Raw genomic sequence first — 16,535 nt, forward strand, 5'->3', positions numbered from 1 at the left:
TGGGCTTTTTAAGAAACTTCATATTTAATGAAGTCTCCTAATTACTAAACTATCTGCATTCTTTTAAGAACAAAACCATATGTTCTTCATCATAATAGTTATCGTTTACTTTGAGTGCTGCTTCCTCGTTACCATAGGTTTTAAACCCAAGGGAAGTGTACAATTTTTTCGCCTTTTCATTGCTTGAAACTACCGTTAAGTTTAGTTTCATGATCTCAGGTATTTGTTTTGCATGATTAATGGCTTCTGTTAAAACAGCTTTTCCTGCGCCTGTTCCACGGCTGTTCGGAGTGACATACATTGCTAATATATAGGCTTTATGTGCCATTTTCATGATTTTTTCCTGAAGCAATGTCACAGTGCCGACCAACTTGCCATTTTGGAAAGCGCCAAATGTGAAGTCGCCGTTGCCTTGGAGTCTGCTTGCCACTTGTTCAATCGGGTTTTCGCGCTTCAGTGCTTCTTCATAGCTTGTTGCAAAAGCTTCAGGGTTTTGTTGCAGAGCTTCTAAGCGGAGCTCCCAATAGCTTTCCGCATCTGAAGGATTGAGCAGTCTTACTTCCATACATAAACCCCCACTAATTGTTTTATTTGACAGTTTATCATAGAACGAAGATGTGAATCTATCAGTAATTTTTGAAGGATTAGAAATACTATAAGGAAACGAGTTAATTTAAGTGCGTTAAATCGAGAAAACACTAAGGGTGTTTTCTCGATTTGACGAAGGGAAATAAATTGTAAGGGGACAGTCCCGGGTCTGTCCCATCATTGGAGGTGATGAGTTGGGCGATAAGCGAGATCAAACAGAAAAGCGGAAGACGGAACATATTGAGATCAGTCTGAATGAAGATGTCGAGGGACAGGGCATCACAACCGGGCTTAATCAATATCGGTTCATACCTAACCCACTGCCTGAAATTTCTTTTAGCAACGTATCTACTTCTACAACATTTTTTAATAAAAAGGTGAGAACGCCTTTCTTGATCAGTTCTATGACTGGCGGTACAAAGCTGGCACACCAGATTAATCAGAATTTGGCTGAAGCAGCTCAAGAAAGAGGATGGACAATCGCTCTTGGCTCCATGAGAGCTGCAGTTGAAAAAGAAGAGCTGGCATATACGTTTCAAATCAGACAACTCGCACCCGACGTTCCGGTGATTGCGAATGTCGGTGCTGTGCAGCTAAACTATGGATTTGGTGCAGAAGAATGTAAAAGAGCATTGGAGATCGCTGAGGCGGATGCTCTCGTTCTTCATTTGAACACACTACAAGAAGTTTTTCAGCCTGAAGGCAATACGAATTTTTCAAATCTGCTTTCGAAGATTGAAAAACTCACAAAAGACATCCCATATGTTCCAATCGGAGTGAAAGAAGTGGGTATGGGTATAGACAAAGATTCAGCCAATAAATTAATTGAAGCTGGTGTTCATTTTATTGATGTTGCAGGAGCTGGCGGAACGTCTTGGATACAGGTTGAAAGTCATCGAGCTACGTCTCGGATCAAAAAGCAGGCGTCAGAAGCTTTCTTGGACTGGGGGCTGCCAACTGCTGACTGTATCACAGGGATTCGTGAAATAAGCAGTGATGTTCCTCTCATCGCGAGCGGTGGATTGAAAAACGGTGCAGATGCAGCAAAGTCGATTGCTTTAGGCGCAAATCTTGCAGGCTTTGGCCGTTCACTTTTACAATCCGCAATCGAGGAAGGAACAGAAGCATTACTTTTACAAATGGAACGGATTGAGTTTGAACTTAAAGCAACGATGTTTGGTATTGGTGCTGCAACGATTCAGGATCTTACGTTCAATAACCGGATTGAAAAAAAGCAGAAATAAAAAGCGCTCCTGAAATCAGGAACGCTTTTTTCTGTAGGCTCTTATCTAAAAGATTGCTGCTAGTGGCTCGTATTGGGAGCAGCGTGACAGGTGAGACTCTACTGGTGCATCAGCTAGCTCACCTTACCCCTCGCGGAAAGGGAGCATCCTGTAGTGGAAATCAACTACATCCAAAAGCCAACAACGCATGCGAAAACAGCCTATTTATATCATGAATGTTCTTTTAATGTGTCTTCCATATCTTCAAATTGATCTTGTACTTTTGTTGAAGGATCTTTAGTTAAGAAACTAACAATAAGGATCGCAATTAAGCTAAAGAAGAAACCTGGAATCATTTCATATACTTGTGCTTTTAAGTCTGGGAACTGAACCCATGTTAGAACTGTAACAGCTCCGACGATGATACCAGCTAGCGCACCCCATTTTGTCATGCGTTTCCAGAATAGACTCAGCAAGATAAGAGGTCCGAATGCTGAACCGAATCCTGCCCAAGCATAACCTACGAGACTAAGGATCGTATCATTTGGGTGAAGTGACAGCAATGTTGCGATAACGGCAACTGTCAGTACAGCTATTCTACCGATTAGCACTAGCTGTTTTTGTGAAGCCTTCTTATTTAAAAATTGCTTATAAAAGTCTTCCGTTACAGATGAAGACGTTACGAGCAGCTGTGAAGAAATCGTACTCATAATCGCAGCTAAGATCGCTGCAAGCAAGAATCCTGTGATCAGCGGATGGAACAGCAAGTTGGCAAACTCGATAAAAACAGTTTCAGGATCTGCTAGTTTTTTACCTGCTTTCGCAAACCATGCTACACCTATTAAACCTGTTAATGATGCACCAATAAGCGAAATAATCATCCAGCTCATACCGATTCTTCTAGCTGTTTTGATTTCTTTTACAGATGTGATGGCCATAAAACGAACAATAATGTGCGGCTGGCCAAAGTAACCTAATCCCCATGCTAATAAAGATAAAAGTCCGAGTGCTGTTAACCCTTTTGTAGGATCGAGTAGTGTTGGATCTACACCTCGCACGGTATCTAATACAGTTTGAGTGTCTCCAACATCTGTGAATGCCACGATAGGTACTAGAACTAGAGCAATAAACATAATACAGCCCTGCACAAAGTCCGTCCAGCTTACGGCAAGGAATCCCCCAAATAGCGTGTAGGCAACAACTACGGCCCCAGTTAAAATCATACCTGTCATGTAGTTCAAGCCGAACGCACTTTCAAAAAGTTTTCCTCCAGATACGAGACCTGCAGAAGCATAAAGCGTGAAGAAAATAATAATGACAAGTCCAGATACGATACGCAAAATTTTCTTCGTATCGTTAAAACGATTCTCCAGGTAATCCGGGATCGTAATAGAATCATCAGCAACTTCTGTATACGTACGAAGACGAGGTGCGACAAGAATGTAATTTAGAAATGCACCAATCGTGAGACCGACAGAAATCCAAATACTGCTCAGTCCATCTGTAAACATCGCACCAGGTATCCCCATCATCATCCATCCGCTCATATCGGACGCACCGGCAGATAATGCTGTAACAGCGGGACCTAGTCCTCTTCCTCCGAGCATATAATCGGATAAATCCGAAGTTTTCTTATAAGCCCAGTAACCGATATAAAGCATACCGGCCATATAAATAACTAAAGAAATAATTACTCCTATTTGCATGTAAAAAAATCTCTCCTTTTCTAATTTCATGAAGTGACTCATGTTAGTTTGCTCAACAACTAAACACATTATAAGACGTGATGCAGGTTGTTCCAGCTAGATTGGAGTTTTTAAAAGACTTGCGAGGAGTGAAAAAACTTGAAGTTATTGCGCAGAACAAAATGCGCTTGAATTAGTTCCGGATGGGGCGTCCGGTTAACTACAAGATACAAGCCAAAACCGACAAATATAACGAAAATAGTGGCATTCGTTTAGACTCCAAACAATTGCCCACTCCTTTTCGGACATGTTTTACACTATAACAAAGATAGACTAAAAACCCAAATCATATGGTAAAGATGCTATTCTGGCGGGCTTGAGCTACAATAGGAATATGACTTTTAAAACGGTAAGGAATGATTGAACTTGAGTATTTTACAAGCAGAATTTTTATATAAAACATATGGTGAGAAAACACTTTTTGATGAGATTTCATTTACGATAGGAGAAAAACAAAGAATCGGGTTGATTGGCCCGAATGGAACAGGAAAGTCCTCTCTTTTAAAAGCGATAGCAGGAATCGAACCGGCCGAAAAAGGTACGATCTCACACGCGAACCAGTTTCATATTGAGTATGTGGCGCAAGAGCCTGTGCTGGATGAAGAGCTGACAATCCTTGAACAGATTTATTTCGGTGATTCACTAATCATGCGAACGATGAGAGATTACGAACAAGCACTGCTTGATTTAGAAGGAGATCCTGCAAACGAGAAAAAACTGCAGCGTCTTATGGATCGTCAGCAAAAAATGGATGAAACAGAAGCATGGGAAGCAAACACTGTTGCGAAAACCGTTTTGACGAAGCTTGGCCTGCGCGATTTTTCCCGTCAAGTGAAGCATCTAAGCGGTGGCCAGAAAAAGCGTGTTGCGATTGCAAAAGCTCTTATCCAACCGGCAGATCTGCTTATTTTGGACGAGCCTACTAACCATTTGGACAATCAGACTGTTGAATGGCTGGAAACATTTTTAGGTAGTTATAAAGGTTCACTTTTAATGGTTACCCATGACCGATACTTCCTGAACCGTGTAACCAATCATATATTTGAGATGGATGCTGGAAAACTATATGTTTATGAAGGAAACTATGAAACATATTTAGAAAAAAAGGCCGAACGGGAAGAACTCGCCCTGCAAACGGAAGACAAGCGCCAAAACACGCTCCGCCGGGAACTTGCCTGGCTGCGCCGCGGTGCAAAAGCAAGAACGACCAAACAAAAAGCGCGTATTCAGCGTGTTGAAAAATTGCAGGATGAAACAGGACCAGCTGCAAAAGGAAATGTCGAATTCGCGATCGGTTCACAGCGTCTTGGAAAAAGAGTAATCGAGGTAGAAGGACTTGCTAAAAGCCTTGATGGCAAGCGATTGGTTGGAGAACTGGATTATTTAATCGTGCCTGGTGAAAGGCTCGGAATTATCGGACCGAACGGCAGCGGGAAAACGACACTTTTAAATATGCTGGCAGGCAGAATGAAGCCTGATGCCGGTTCGATTGAAATTGGTGAAACGGTCAAGGTCGGATATTACACACAAGATCATGAGGAACTGGACGGCAATCTACGTATGATCGATTATGTAAAAGAAACGGCTCAAGTGATCAGCACGGTTGATGGGCAAAGCATTACTGCTGAACAGATGCTGGAACGGTTCCTGTTCCCGCGTTATATGCAATATACGTACATCCGAAAGCTGTCTGGCGGAGAGAAGCGGCGTTTATACTTGCTGAAGGTTCTGATGGAAGAGCCAAACGTGCTGTTTTTGGATGAGCCGACGAATGATTTGGATATTCAGACACTCGGGATTTTGGAAGAATATCTGGAAAACTTCCCTGGCGTTGTTTTGACAGTATCGCATGACCGCTACTTTTTGGACCGCCTCGTCGATCATCTGCTTGCTTTTGAGGGCGAAGGGAAGGTCGTTCGCTTTCAAGGAAGTTACTCCGAGTACATGGAGGAGAAAAAAGAGCGGGATGAGAGGGCTGGGGCAGCTGCGAAAAAAGAAGAGCAGAATGCCGCAGATTCTTCTGAGACTCATCCGCGTAAAGAAAAGCGGAAAAAGCTATCTTATAAAGAGCAGCAGGAATGGGACACGATTGAAGACCGCATCATGAAGCTGGAAGAAAAGAAGGAGCAGCTTGAAGCAGAAATCGCTGCTGCTGGCAGTGACTTTGGGCGGATCAGCGAACTTTTCGCTGAACAAAAGAAGGTTGAGGGAGAGCTCGAATCAGCGATGGAACGCTGGGAAGAGCTGTCATTGCTTGTAGAAGAACTAAATAACTAGATTTGAAAGGCGCCCCCTGCTAAAACAGGGGGTGTTTTGTTTTAGCAGAGGGGGACAGACCCCAGACAAATACAAAACGGGTTTTTTGTATTTGTGGAGAGGACACCTTCCTTTTAGGAGGTGTCGATTTGATAATAAACTTAATCTTAATTTCTCCCTGGTCAGACTTTATTCGAAAATTCCACCAAAATTTTCACACCGATTCAAAGGAAATTCTTTTGTTTTCTAGAATTGTGTAGTAGCTATATAGAAAGAGGTGGTTATTTTATAAAAACAAGAAACTAAGTCTAAAGATAAAAGGGTTCCTCACATAACATCCAGTACGAGTATGAAAAAACTTCTCTTTTCAATGAATCTTCTTCCTAATGACACACCACCAACTCCACTACCTGAAAAATTCCGTTTTCACAATAAAAAACCCCCACTTTTTAAAAGTGGAAGCTGATCGGTTATTAAAATACTTTTGTCGTCCATTTTTCGCAATTCCAAACTTCATTTGCGACTTCTTGATAGAATTCCGGTTCGTGGGAAATCAATAGAACACTGCCTTTGAAAGCTCGCAATGCGCGTTTCAATTCTTCTTTTGCTTCTACGTCTAAATGGTTTGTCGGCTCATCGAGTACGAGAACGTTATTTTCGTGGTTGATCAGTTTACATAAACGAACCTTCGCTTTTTCGCCACCGCTTAATACTTCGACTTTGCTTTCGATATGCTTTGTCGTCAATCCGCATTTCGCAAGGGCTGCACGAACTTCATGGTGAGAGAAGCCAGGAAACTCACTCCAGATCTCTTCGATACACGTGTTGTAGTTCGCCTTTTTAATTTCTTGCTCAAAGTAACCAATCTCCAGGTTTTCACCGCGGTCAACTGTTCCAGATACGGGATTGATCTCCCCTAGAAGACTGCGCAGCAATGTCGTTTTACCGATACCGTTCGCACCGACTAAAGCGATTTTTTGTCCGCGCTCCATACGCAAGTTCAGTGGACGGGATAGCGGCTCATCATACCCGATGACAAGATCTTTTGTTTCAAAGATCAGCTTGCTTGGTGTGCGTGCTTCTTTGAAATTGAATTCCGGCTTCGGCTTTTCACGAGCCAGTTCAATAACGTCCATTTTATCGAGTTTTTTCTGACGGGACATCGCCATGTTTCTTGTGGAAACACGTGCTTTGTTACGCGCAACGAAATCCTTTAGCCCTGCAATTTCCTGCTGCTGGCGTTTAAACGCAGCCTCAAGCTGAGATTTTTTCATCTCATGAACCGATTTGAAGTGATCGTAGTCACCAACATAACGATTCAATTCCTGATTTTCCATATGATAAATCAAGTTAATCACACTGTTTAAGAAAGGAATGTCATGAGAAATCAAAATGAAGGCATTTTCGTACTCTTGCAAGTAGCGCTTCAGCCATTCAATATGCTGTTCGTCCAAGTAGTTTGTTGGCTCATCCAGCAAAAGAATCTCAGGTTTTTCTAATAAGAGCTTTCCTAAAAGTACTTTAGTACGCTGACCGCCGCTCAAATCATGAACGTCACGGTCTAACCCGATGTCTTCAAGCCCTAGACCTCGCGCAATTTCTTCAACCTTAGCATCAATTACGTAAAAATCGTTATTCGTTAACGTATCTTGAAGTACCCCAACATCTTCAAGCAGCTTTTCTAATTCTTCAGGAGTGGCTTCACCCATTTTTTCGTACATGCTGTTCATTTCATTTTCCATGTCGAGCAAATATTGAAAAGCGCTTTTTAGCACATCGCGGATCGTCATGCCTTTTTCTAACACAGTGTGCTGATCGAGGTAGCCGACACGTACTTTCTTCGCCCATTCCACTTTTCCTTCATCAGGCTTGAGCTTGCCAGTGATAATGTTCATGAAGGTTGATTTTCCTTCACCGTTCGCTCCGATTAATCCGATGTGCTCACCTTTTAAAAGACGGAACGAAACACCGTTAAAAATTGCCCGGTCGCCAAAACCGTGGCTTAAATCTTTTACCGTTAAAATACTCATCTATATAACACCTTTTCTGTCAGTAAATTGTGTTCCCTATACGATTATAGTATTGAATGGGGAAGGAACTCAATAGGTGGATGCGTAATTCGTATCAATGAAAAAGCACCCATGGCTGAATTTACCAGGAGTGCTCTATGAATTATTCCGTTTCTTCTGTACGATTCTTAAATGCTTCCTTCTTTTCTAATGAAGTGGAGTCCGTTTCATCGCTTGCTTGCACGAGTCTGTTTTGCAGCGTGTTATCTGGAAATCTGCCCGGATGGCCTTTTTTCTTATGTTCAAAATCTTTACCACGTGACATGTTTGTTCACTCCTATTTCTTGATACATCGTATTGTGTCCAAGTGAGGAGGCAATTATGAGAGCTTAAAACGGTTTTACAACCATTAAAATAATTAGTATGACGGCCAAACTATGTAAAAGATACATGTAAGGATCCGTTTGCTTATCTACTGCCCGGTAATCATCCGGCAGGTCATCACCTTCATACGCGGCGAGGATCTCACTCATCTGTTTTTGCTTTTTAGGGATGATTCCAATAACGAGAACCTGCGCTAAAACATATATCACAAGTGAAGAAATATACCATGTTTCATGAAAAAGACCGGTATTGAGGAATCCTAAAATAAGTCCTGTAAGAAGTAAGGATATGCTTCCGATTTTCGGAAGGGTTTCGATTTTGGCGTTAAGATCAAGTGCAAATCGGGCTTGGTTTTTTGTTTTAGCAAACTTCGTCACAACGGGCATTGCAAAGCTTGCACCAAGGCCGATAATTGCAGCAATCACATGAATTAAAACAAGAATACCGTAAAGTGTCATTCTATTTCCCCCTTTAAAAAGATTGATTTCATATCCCACTCTCAATTTATTTCACGAATCAGGATAATAGTCCTTCTTTTCGATGGGGTCTTTTATCCTAAAAAAGGAGCAGCTCAATGAACAAAAAAGATGAAATCCGAAATCAAGTTTGGACTAAACTTACTGAAGAAAAGTTAGGCAGATTTCCGTTTCCACTCGAAAATCGAATTCCAAATTTTAAGGGAGCAGAGGCGGCAGCAAGATACATAACAGAAATGGACCTATACAAAAGTGCGAAGGTAATCAAAGTAAATCCGGATTCTCCACAGCTGCCGCTCCGAACACAAATTTTAAAAGATGGAAAAATGCTGCTTGTGCCAACGCCAAGATTAAAAAAAGGTTTCATTCAAGTGAAGCCGGAGTGGGTACCAAAAGGAGAAGAAAGAAAAGCGGCGAGTCTTACAAGCATTATGAAATATGGAAGGGTTCTTTCTTTGGCGCAAATGCCGGAAATCGATCTGATTGTGGTGGGGTCAGTTGCGATTCATCGTGACGGCAGACGGTTAGGAAAAGGGGAAGGGTATGCTGATCGGGAGTATGCGATTATCCGGGAGCTTGGCAATAAAGAAGCTCCGGTTATCACATCGATACAAAGTGCGCAGTTAGTCGATGATGAAATCCCTGTTGATGTGTATGATTTGACGGTCGATTGGATCGCAACGGAAAAAGGATTGATCCGAACCAATTCTCCGTTTCCGAAACCAACAGGGATTGTGTGGAGTGAAGTGAGTGAAGAGGAAATGGAAGCTATGCCGGTTTTAAAAGAAATCAAAGAATGGATCTCACAGCGTGCTTAATCTTAAAAAAGCGAAGGTTCTTTAAAATACTGCAGCGGATTTTCTTCCGTTTCAGGAACGATGTTCAGCTGTCGTAAAACCTCTTCAGCAAATTGGATATAGTTCGATCCTGTTGCCGTTACAACGTTTTGATCCACAACTAAAATTTCCTTTCGCTTGTTTTCCCAATTCATAACGTTTACATATTCTTTGTCATTTCGTGTGAGAGATGCAGTGTATTGAATGTGCTCCGAAATGCCTGCTGCTCCAAGTAAACCTGGACCGCCGCAAATAGCACAAATTAGAATGTTTTGATCAAAAAAAGAACGGACCATGGAGATCGCTTTTTGATTATTAAAAAGTGTGAAAGGTCTGCCGCCTGGAATGATAAGTGCACAATAATCATCTGGATTTACCTCATCTAGTGTCAGATCGGCCATGACATTCATTCTGCCAGCTGAGCTCACTGTGTACCCGGCTGGTTTATCAGAGCATGTTACAAGTTGATAATCAGATCCATTTAAACAAGTGATTAAAATAGAAATTTCAAATTCTGCAAAAGAATCATAAACAAACATGAGTACTTTTTTCATAAGAACCCCCTTTTATATCCAAATTTTAACACCTACTCTTATCACTTAGCTACAAAATTTAAAGGACAACATGAATATTTTTATAGACAAAGGAATATACCTGTAACACAAGTAAATAAGCTCACAAAATTCACAGCACATACACAATAAAGGCATGTTCTTTCATTTCGGAAGGCGTGCCTTTTATTGTGCAAAAGGAGGTGACTGAAAAAATAAAAAGAAAATCGTATTCACCAGATCTATCCTTTTGGCAATTGGCATTTGGAGAACGCAGCGCGAAATAAGGGAGGGACTTGTAAGTGGATACTACTTTGATTTTGTTGAATATTGCTATTATGCTTATCCTTTTAGGTGTATTGTATTACATGCAAAAAAAGCATGTTTCTTTTTCAAAACGCGTGTTCACAGGTCTAGGATTAGGGATCGTGTTCGGTCTGGTGCTTCAATACGGATATGGGGCAGATTCTGAAGTCACATCAACATCGACAGATTGGTTCAATCTCGTAGGGGCAGGTTATGTGACGTTCTTAAAAATGATCGTCATGCCGCTCGTCTTTATCTCGATTCTATCAGCGTTCACTCGTTTAAATATGAAAGGGAACGTTGGGAAGTTAAGTGTACTGATTATCGCTTTACTAGTTGGAACAACAGCTGTAGCTGCTATTGTTGGTATTGCAACTGCTTCTGGATTCGGACTGGAAGCAGTTCAGATCGACCAAGGGTCTGCTGAAACCACACGGGGTGAGCAATTAGAAGGGACGTTTACTCAAGTAAAGGACGTTACATTGCCTCAGCAAGTACTATCGCTGCTGCCCGCAAACCCATTTTTAGATTTCACGGGTGCAAGAGCTACTTCTACGATTGCAGTCGTCATTTTCGCAGCCTTTATCGGTGTTGCTTATCTTGGCGTGAAAAGCAAACAGGAGGAGCATGCTGAGACTTTTTCGAAAATTGTAGATGCGTTCTATTCGGTCATTATGCGAGTCGTGACATTAGTACTTCGCTTAACGCCATACGGCATACTTGCTTTAATGACAAAAACTGTCGCATTGAGTGATATGGATGCGATTGCAAAGCTTGGCAAATTCGTTGCCGCTTCGTATGTTGCGTTGCTGATTATGTTTGGAATTCACTTGCTCATGCTGATGTTTGCTGGATTGAGCCCAGTCACATATATGAAAAAAGCATTCCCGGTCCTTTCATTTGCATTCATTTCACGAACGAGTGCAGGAGCGCTTCCATTAAATATTCGCACGCAAAAAAGCATGGGAGTGCCTGATGGAATAGCGAACTTCGCTGGATCGTTCGGGCTTTCCATCGGCCAAAACGGATGTGCAGGTATATATCCAGCCATGCTAGCGGTTATGATCGCTCCGACGGTTGGAGTGGATCCTTTAACACCATCCTTTTTATTAACTCTCGTGCTGATTGTTGCACTTAGCTCGTTCGGTGTAGCTGGAGTAGGAGGAGGGGCAACCTTTGCCGCAATACTCGTATTGTCAGCCATGGATCTTCCTATAGCATTAGCGGGCTTGTTGATTTCTGTTGAACCACTGATCGATATGGGACGTACCGCGCTGAATGTCAGCGGAGCGATGACTACCGGTTTATTGACGAGTAAAATCAATAATCAGCTGGATACAGATGCTTATAATGATAGTGAGAACCAAGTTGAAGTGAGTGCATAATTAACCTGTATATAATAGATAAAAGCGGTCTCGCCATTATTGGTGAGGCCGTTTTTTTGTGAGTTATAAAGTATCTTAGATTAGATTTAATTCTCGGCAAAAATTAGACTTAATTGGTTAATAAAGCATTAATGCCTTTACCCGGCTTGATATACGTACATAAAAAAAGCTCTCCTGTTCTGATGAGTTATCTTTTTACTATTTTTATTACCATTAAGTCGTGTTTCAGGTGTGAAGCAATAATATTTAGGGTAAAAATGAATAAAATGAGTCATCCTAAAGAAGAGTTCGTTACCAAGAGATGAAGGGATTTCCAAATTCGTGAACATTGTTTGACGAAAGTGTGATAAAGTTGTGAGCTTTATTTGAAATACTTGTGACAACTCCGTTTTGAGGAGTATCTTTTTAGAGCGATTTGGTACTATAGTGGCATAGGTTATTAGTTTTTGTTTGGTCTGCGAAAGACATTGTGATATACTTCACAATGTTAGAAGTGTTGTTCCAGTATAAAAGCTAGATCATTTTATTTAGAAAATGTTTTAAATAGAGAAAGGAAGGTGGACCTGGTGATGCGACGGTTAAAGCCGTTTTTAACATTCGGGTTGATGCTTGCTGTAGTAATGCTTAGCGGCTGCAGTGATATGGTAGTTCTAGATCCTAAGGGACCAGTCGGTCAGCAGCAGAAAGACCTGATTATGTACTCGATTGGATTTATGGCATTTATTCTAGTAGTCGTATATGCATTGTTTACTTTTATTGTTTATAAATACCGCGACCACAAAAATCATAAAGGATATGATCCTGACAATGAAGGCAGTCACTTGCTTGAAACGATCTGGTGGATCATTCCGATTATTATTGTAATTGCACTCGCAATTCCGACGATAAAGCTGAATTATTCTTTAGAAAAGGCTCCGATCGCTGCTAAAGAGAAGGCTGACGCGAAAAAAGATCCTCTAGTCATCAATGCTACTGCAGTTGATTGGAAATGGATTTTCACGTATCCGGAACAAGGAATTGAAACGGTAAACTACGTTAATATCCCTGAAGATCGTCCTGTTTTGTTCAAATTAACATCAGCTGAAGCAATGGCATCTTTCTGGGTACCTCAATTAGGCGGCCAAAAGTATGCAATGGCAGGTATGGAGACGAAGTTATATCTCCAAGCGGACGAACAAGGAACATATGAAGGCCGAAATTCCAACTTTACTGGAGAAGGTTTTACGAACCAGACGTTCGATGTTAAATCAGTATCTGAGAGCGCATTTGATAAATGGGCTGCCAATACGAAGAGTAAGGCTCCAAAATTAACGAAAGATCAGTACGACAAGTTAATGCTTCCTGGCTATACAAAAGAGATGACATTCTCTTCCACTCATTTAGGATGGGTTAACCACGCCAAAGAAGCTGATTATGCATTAAACGTACGTGAAAAATTAGGATATAAACAAGAAGTTCCTCATTCTAAAAAAGGTAAGGAACAAAGAGAAGAGTTAGAAAAATCTCATGAAGAATCTCATGCCCAGTAACAGAGGAGGCAATAAATAATGAAATGGGATGAATTTTTTGTAACAGGTGATCCGCTGATTTACGGTGCCGACGTTTCAATCGCATTAACAGCAGCGGGAATCTTGTTCTACTTAACATACTTTAAAAAATGGGGTTGGCTTTGGAAAGACTGGCTAACTACTGTTGACCATAAAAAACTGGGAATCATGTACATCGTTTCAGCTGTCCTCATGCTTTTCCGCGGTGGTGTCGATGCACTATTGATGCGTACCCAGCTGGCAGTCCCTGATTCGAAATTCCTTGATTCACAGCATTACAATGAAATTTTCACAACACACGGAACGATCATGATTCTTTTCATGGCTATGCCGTTCGTAATAGGTTTGATCAACGTGGTTGTACCGTTGCAGATTGGTGCTCGAGACGTTGCCTTTCCTTATTTAAACGCCGTAAGTTTTTGGACATTCTTTATCGGTGCGATGCTGTTTAACATCTCGTTTGTTATCGGTGGATCACCATCAGCAGGCTGGACGAGTTATATGCCGCTTGCAAGTAGCGCATTAAGTCCAGGACCTGGTCAGAATTACTACTTGCTGGGGCTTCAGATAGCAGGTATTGGTACACTGTTAACGGGGATTAACTTCCTTGTAACTATTCTTAAAATGCGTGCTCCAGGAATGACATTGTTCCGTATGCCAATGTTTACTTGGTCAGCGCTAGTGACAATGGTAATCATCATTTTTGCTTTCCCTATTCTAACTGTAGCATTAGCATTAATGACGTTTGACCGATTATTCGGCAGTCACTTCTTTACACTGCAAGGCGCAGGTATGGATATGCTTTGGGCGAACCTTTTCTGGTTATGGGGACACCCGGAAGTATATATCGTTATCTTACCGGCGTTCGGTATTTTCTCAGAAATCATTTCAACTTTTGCTAAAAAGACATTGTTTGGTTATAAAGCTATGATCTGGTCCATGCTCCTTATTGCTGGATACAGTTTCTTAGTTTGGGTCCATCACTTTTTCACAATGGGCTCAGGAGCACTTGTTAACTCTGTTTTCTCAGTTACGACGATGGCGATTGGGATACCAACCGGGGTTAAGATCTTTAACTGGCTCTTTACGATGTACAAAGGGAAAATTGAATTTACAACCCCTATGCTTTGGTCATTAGGGTTCATCACAAACTTTGTTGTCGGTGGTATTACAGGTGTCATGCTTGCTATGGCAGCTGCTGACTATCAGTATCACAACACGTACTTCCTAGTTGCCCACTTCCACCATGTGTTGATTGCTGGAACGGTATTTGGATGTTTTGCCGGTCTTATGTACTGGTATCCAAAAATGTTTGGCTACAAGTTAAATGAACGAATTGGTAAATGGGTATTCTGGGTATTCACAATTGGATTTAACGTATGTTTCTTGCCTCAATACTTCCTTGGTTTTGATGGCATGCCTAGACGTGTGTACACATACAGTGAAGCTTCTGGCTGGGGACCATTGAACATGGTTTCTACAATCGGTGGATTCATGATGGGTGTTGCATTCTTGGTTCTTGTATACAACATGTATTACAGCTTCCGTTACGCGACACGCGAAACAACTGGAGATGCTTGGAATGGCCGTACATTAGAATGGTCAACTCCATCAGCGATGCCTCCGTTTTATAACTTTGCGAAAATCCCGGTTGTTGATCGCTTAGATCACTTCTGGTATGCAAAACAAAACAACACAGTAGAGAAGCTTGAAACGAAAGATATTAAAAAAATTCATATGCCTAGCAACTCTGGAGTTCCATTCATTATGGGTTCATTCTTCTTCATCGCAGGATTTGGAATGGTATTCGGATGGTTCTGGATGGCGATCTTAGGTATTCTAGGTGTATTTGGAACAATGATTCATCGTTCATTCGCTTATGATGACGGTTTTTATGTAAGTGAAAAAGAAATAATTGAAACTGAAAATATTACGAATTAAGGAGGCGTGAAAAAATGGCACATGCAGAAACACATGACCCCGGCACGCCTTTAGAGTATCAATCAGAGACTGGACGATTAAATATCCTCGGTTTCTGGATTTTTCTAGGGGCAGAACTTGCACTATTTGCTACTTTATTTGCAACTTACTTGGTCTTGATGCACCGTACTGGTGACGGACCGCCAGTAGGCGAGCTATTTGAGGTAAGCAGTCTTTTGATTCAAACATTTTTACTATTAACAAGCAGTTTTACGAGTGGTTTGGCGATTCATGAAATGCGCCGCGGCCATGTAAAGGGCTTATTGATTTGGATGGTTATCACGCTTTTATTAGGACTTGGATTCCTTGGATTCGAGATTAGAGAATTTGTGCATTTTGTAGGTGAAGGTGCAACGATCGGTACGAGTGCTGCTTGGTCTGGATTCTTTGTTCTTGTAGGGACTCACGGTCTTCACGTAACGGTGGGTGTAGCATGGATCTCAATGATTTTATTCCAAGTTTCGAAAAGAAAATTCACACCAGCCACTACATCAAAACTGTTCATCTCCAGTCTTTACTGGCACTTTTTAGACGTTGTATGGATCTTCATCTTTACAGCTGTCTATCTAACAGGGATGGTGATGTATCATGGCTAATAAGCAAGTAGTTGCAGATCATGGTGGATTTCCTTGGAAGCTGTTAATCGGATTTGTACTTTCGATTGTTCTTACGCTTGTAGCTCTATGGGTTGCATTAGAAACAGGCTTATCAGGTAAGATGATCTTGATTGTTATTTTTGGTTTTGCTTTCTTGCAGGCTGCCCTGCAGCTTCTCATGTTCATGCACGTAACGGAAAACTCTACGAAAAATGGAATTACCGGCCGCGTTCAAGTGGGTAACGTCCTATTCGGATTTTTCGTTGCAATCGTAATCGTAATCGGTTCTGTATGGGTAATGGGAGCAGGACATATGAAACATGATCCTCAAAAAGACCCCAACATGAAAATGGAACACGGTGACATGAAGATGGACCATGGAAAAATGAAAATGGATCATTAATAGATGGACAAAGAGCCTCTTGCTTATGAGCAGGAGGCTTTTTTTTGTGGATATTGGTGAGTTTTGAGGTGGTTAGTGGCTGGATAGTAAGGGATTTTAATCTTTATGCAGGAATTTTTGATTAGTATGGCGCTCGATTTGAAAAATACGAGTGCCATACGGAAAATATGCGCGTCATACGGAAAATATGCGCGTCATACGGAAAATATGCGCGTCATACGGAAAATATGCGCGTCATACGGAAAATATG

The 16,535-nt window shown here is 41.4% G+C and carries 14 protein-coding genes; 8 read left to right on the forward strand and 6 right to left on the reverse strand.

Features of this window, described 5'->3' with window-relative positions:
• Positions 1–49: 49 nt before the first annotated feature.
• Positions 50–565 carry a GNAT family N-acetyltransferase gene (locus tag J2X07_RS16870; protein WP_310261368.1) on the reverse strand — a complete coding sequence of 172 codons (516 nt, stop codon included), beginning with the start codon at positions 563–565 and terminating at the stop codon, positions 50–52.
• A 217-nt stretch (positions 566–782) separates the two neighbouring features.
• Between J2X07_RS16870 and fni the strand changes: the two genes are divergently transcribed.
• Positions 783–1,832 carry a type 2 isopentenyl-diphosphate Delta-isomerase gene (gene fni / locus J2X07_RS16875; RefSeq protein ID WP_310261371.1) on the forward strand — a complete coding sequence of 350 codons (1,050 nt, stop codon included), beginning with the start codon at positions 783–785 and terminating at the stop codon, positions 1,830–1,832.
• Between the two features lie 209 nt (positions 1,833–2,041).
• On the opposite strand, the gene putP is transcribed toward fni, so the two are convergent.
• On the reverse strand, positions 2,042–3,517 hold the full coding sequence (putP, locus tag J2X07_RS16880; RefSeq protein ID WP_310261374.1) for a sodium/proline symporter PutP: 1,476 nt from the start codon (positions 3,515–3,517) through the stop codon (positions 2,042–2,044).
• A gap of 405 nt (positions 3,518–3,922) precedes the next feature.
• Between putP and J2X07_RS16885 the strand changes: the two genes are divergently transcribed.
• On the forward strand, positions 3,923–5,833 hold the full coding sequence (locus J2X07_RS16885; RefSeq protein WP_310261377.1) for an ABC-F family ATP-binding cassette domain-containing protein: 1,911 nt from the start codon (positions 3,923–3,925) through the stop codon (positions 5,831–5,833).
• 452 nt (positions 5,834–6,285) lie between these two features.
• Here the strand turns inward: J2X07_RS16885 and J2X07_RS16890 are convergent, their stop codons facing one another.
• The 3 genes from J2X07_RS16890 to J2X07_RS16900 form a co-directional block, all read right to left on the reverse strand.
• The gene (locus tag J2X07_RS16890) at positions 6,286–7,842 is read right to left on the reverse strand and encodes an ABC-F family ATP-binding cassette domain-containing protein (RefSeq protein ID WP_310261379.1); all 1,557 of its coding nucleotides are present in this window, start codon (positions 7,840–7,842) and stop codon (positions 6,286–6,288) included.
• 142 nt (positions 7,843–7,984) lie between these two features.
• Positions 7,985–8,146 (reverse strand): hypothetical protein, encoded by a 162-nt coding sequence (locus tag J2X07_RS16895; RefSeq protein WP_310261381.1) that lies wholly within the window; start codon positions 8,144–8,146, stop codon positions 7,985–7,987.
• A 64-nt stretch (positions 8,147–8,210) separates the two neighbouring features.
• Positions 8,211–8,663, reverse strand: a complete 453-nt coding sequence (locus J2X07_RS16900) for a DUF2269 family protein (RefSeq protein ID WP_310261384.1) — start codon at positions 8,661–8,663, stop codon at positions 8,211–8,213.
• Positions 8,664–8,779: 116 nt separating this feature from the next.
• Between J2X07_RS16900 and J2X07_RS16905 the strand changes: the two genes are divergently transcribed.
• Positions 8,780–9,499 (forward strand): 5-formyltetrahydrofolate cyclo-ligase, encoded by a 720-nt coding sequence (locus J2X07_RS16905; protein WP_310261387.1) that lies wholly within the window; start codon positions 8,780–8,782, stop codon positions 9,497–9,499.
• 2 nt (positions 9,500–9,501) lie between these two features.
• Here the strand turns inward: J2X07_RS16905 and J2X07_RS16910 are convergent, their stop codons facing one another.
• Positions 9,502–10,071 carry a DJ-1/PfpI family protein gene (locus J2X07_RS16910; RefSeq protein ID WP_310261389.1) on the reverse strand — a complete coding sequence of 190 codons (570 nt, stop codon included), beginning with the start codon at positions 10,069–10,071 and terminating at the stop codon, positions 9,502–9,504.
• A gap of 335 nt (positions 10,072–10,406) precedes the next feature.
• Here J2X07_RS16910 and J2X07_RS16915 point away from each other — a divergent pair, with 335 nt between their 5' ends.
• The 5 genes from J2X07_RS16915 to qoxD all read left to right on the forward strand — a co-directional run bounded on the left by J2X07_RS16915 (position 10,407) and on the right by qoxD (position 16,285).
• A complete protein-coding gene (locus tag J2X07_RS16915) occupies positions 10,407–11,759 on the forward strand; it encodes an L-cystine transporter (RefSeq protein WP_310261425.1) in 1,353 nt (450 codons plus the stop codon).
• Positions 11,760–12,328: 569 nt separating this feature from the next.
• Positions 12,329–13,288 (forward strand): cytochrome aa3 quinol oxidase subunit II, encoded by a 960-nt coding sequence (gene qoxA / locus J2X07_RS16920; RefSeq protein ID WP_310261392.1) that lies wholly within the window; start codon positions 12,329–12,331, stop codon positions 13,286–13,288.
• 18 nt (positions 13,289–13,306) lie between these two features.
• Entirely contained in the window at positions 13,307–15,247 is a 1,941-nt protein-coding gene (qoxB, locus tag J2X07_RS16925) for a cytochrome aa3 quinol oxidase subunit I (protein ID WP_310261397.1), read from the forward strand.
• Positions 15,248–15,261: 14 nt separating this feature from the next.
• Entirely contained in the window at positions 15,262–15,882 is a 621-nt protein-coding gene (gene qoxC, locus J2X07_RS16930; RefSeq protein ID WP_310261400.1) for a cytochrome aa3 quinol oxidase subunit III, read from the forward strand.
• Positions 15,875–16,285 carry a cytochrome aa3 quinol oxidase subunit IV gene (gene qoxD, locus J2X07_RS16935; protein WP_310261403.1) on the forward strand — a complete coding sequence of 137 codons (411 nt, stop codon included), beginning with the start codon at positions 15,875–15,877 and terminating at the stop codon, positions 16,283–16,285. The genes qoxC and qoxD overlap by 8 nt, the downstream gene beginning before the upstream one ends.
• Positions 16,286–16,535: the final 250 nt, after the last annotated feature.

Origin of the sequence: Fictibacillus barbaricus (assembly GCF_031457135.1) — a bacterium.
Classification (GTDB): domain Bacteria; phylum Bacillota; class Bacilli; order Bacillales; family Fictibacillaceae; genus Fictibacillus; species Fictibacillus barbaricus_A.

Coding starts and splice junctions, on each gene's coding strand:
- J2X07_RS16915 (WP_310261425.1), top strand. CDS start 10,407: ATGCTTATCCTTTTAGGTGTATTGTATTACATGCAAAAAAAGCATGTT.
- J2X07_RS16910 (WP_310261389.1), bottom strand. CDS start 10,071: ATGAAAAAAGTACTCATGTTTGTTTATGATTCTTTTGCAGAATTTGAA.
- qoxD (WP_310261403.1), top strand. CDS start 15,875: ATGGCTAATAAGCAAGTAGTTGCAGATCATGGTGGATTTCCTTGGAAG.
- qoxA (WP_310261392.1), top strand. CDS start 12,329: ATGCGACGGTTAAAGCCGTTTTTAACATTCGGGTTGATGCTTGCTGTA.
- J2X07_RS16905 (WP_310261387.1), top strand. CDS start 8,780: ATGAACAAAAAAGATGAAATCCGAAATCAAGTTTGGACTAAACTTACT.
- J2X07_RS16900 (WP_310261384.1), bottom strand. CDS start 8,663: ATGACACTTTACGGTATTCTTGTTTTAATTCATGTGATTGCTGCAATT.
- J2X07_RS16895 (WP_310261381.1), bottom strand. CDS start 8,146: ATGTCACGTGGTAAAGATTTTGAACATAAGAAAAAAGGCCATCCGGGC.
- qoxC (WP_310261400.1), top strand. CDS start 15,262: ATGGCACATGCAGAAACACATGACCCCGGCACGCCTTTAGAGTATCAA.
- J2X07_RS16870 (WP_310261368.1), bottom strand. CDS start 565: ATGGAAGTAAGACTGCTCAATCCTTCAGATGCGGAAAGCTATTGGGAG.
- qoxB (WP_310261397.1), top strand. CDS start 13,307: ATGAAATGGGATGAATTTTTTGTAACAGGTGATCCGCTGATTTACGGT.
- putP (WP_310261374.1), bottom strand. CDS start 3,517: ATGCAAATAGGAGTAATTATTTCTTTAGTTATTTATATGGCCGGTATG.
- J2X07_RS16890 (WP_310261379.1), bottom strand. CDS start 7,842: ATGAGTATTTTAACGGTAAAAGATTTAAGCCACGGTTTTGGCGACCGG.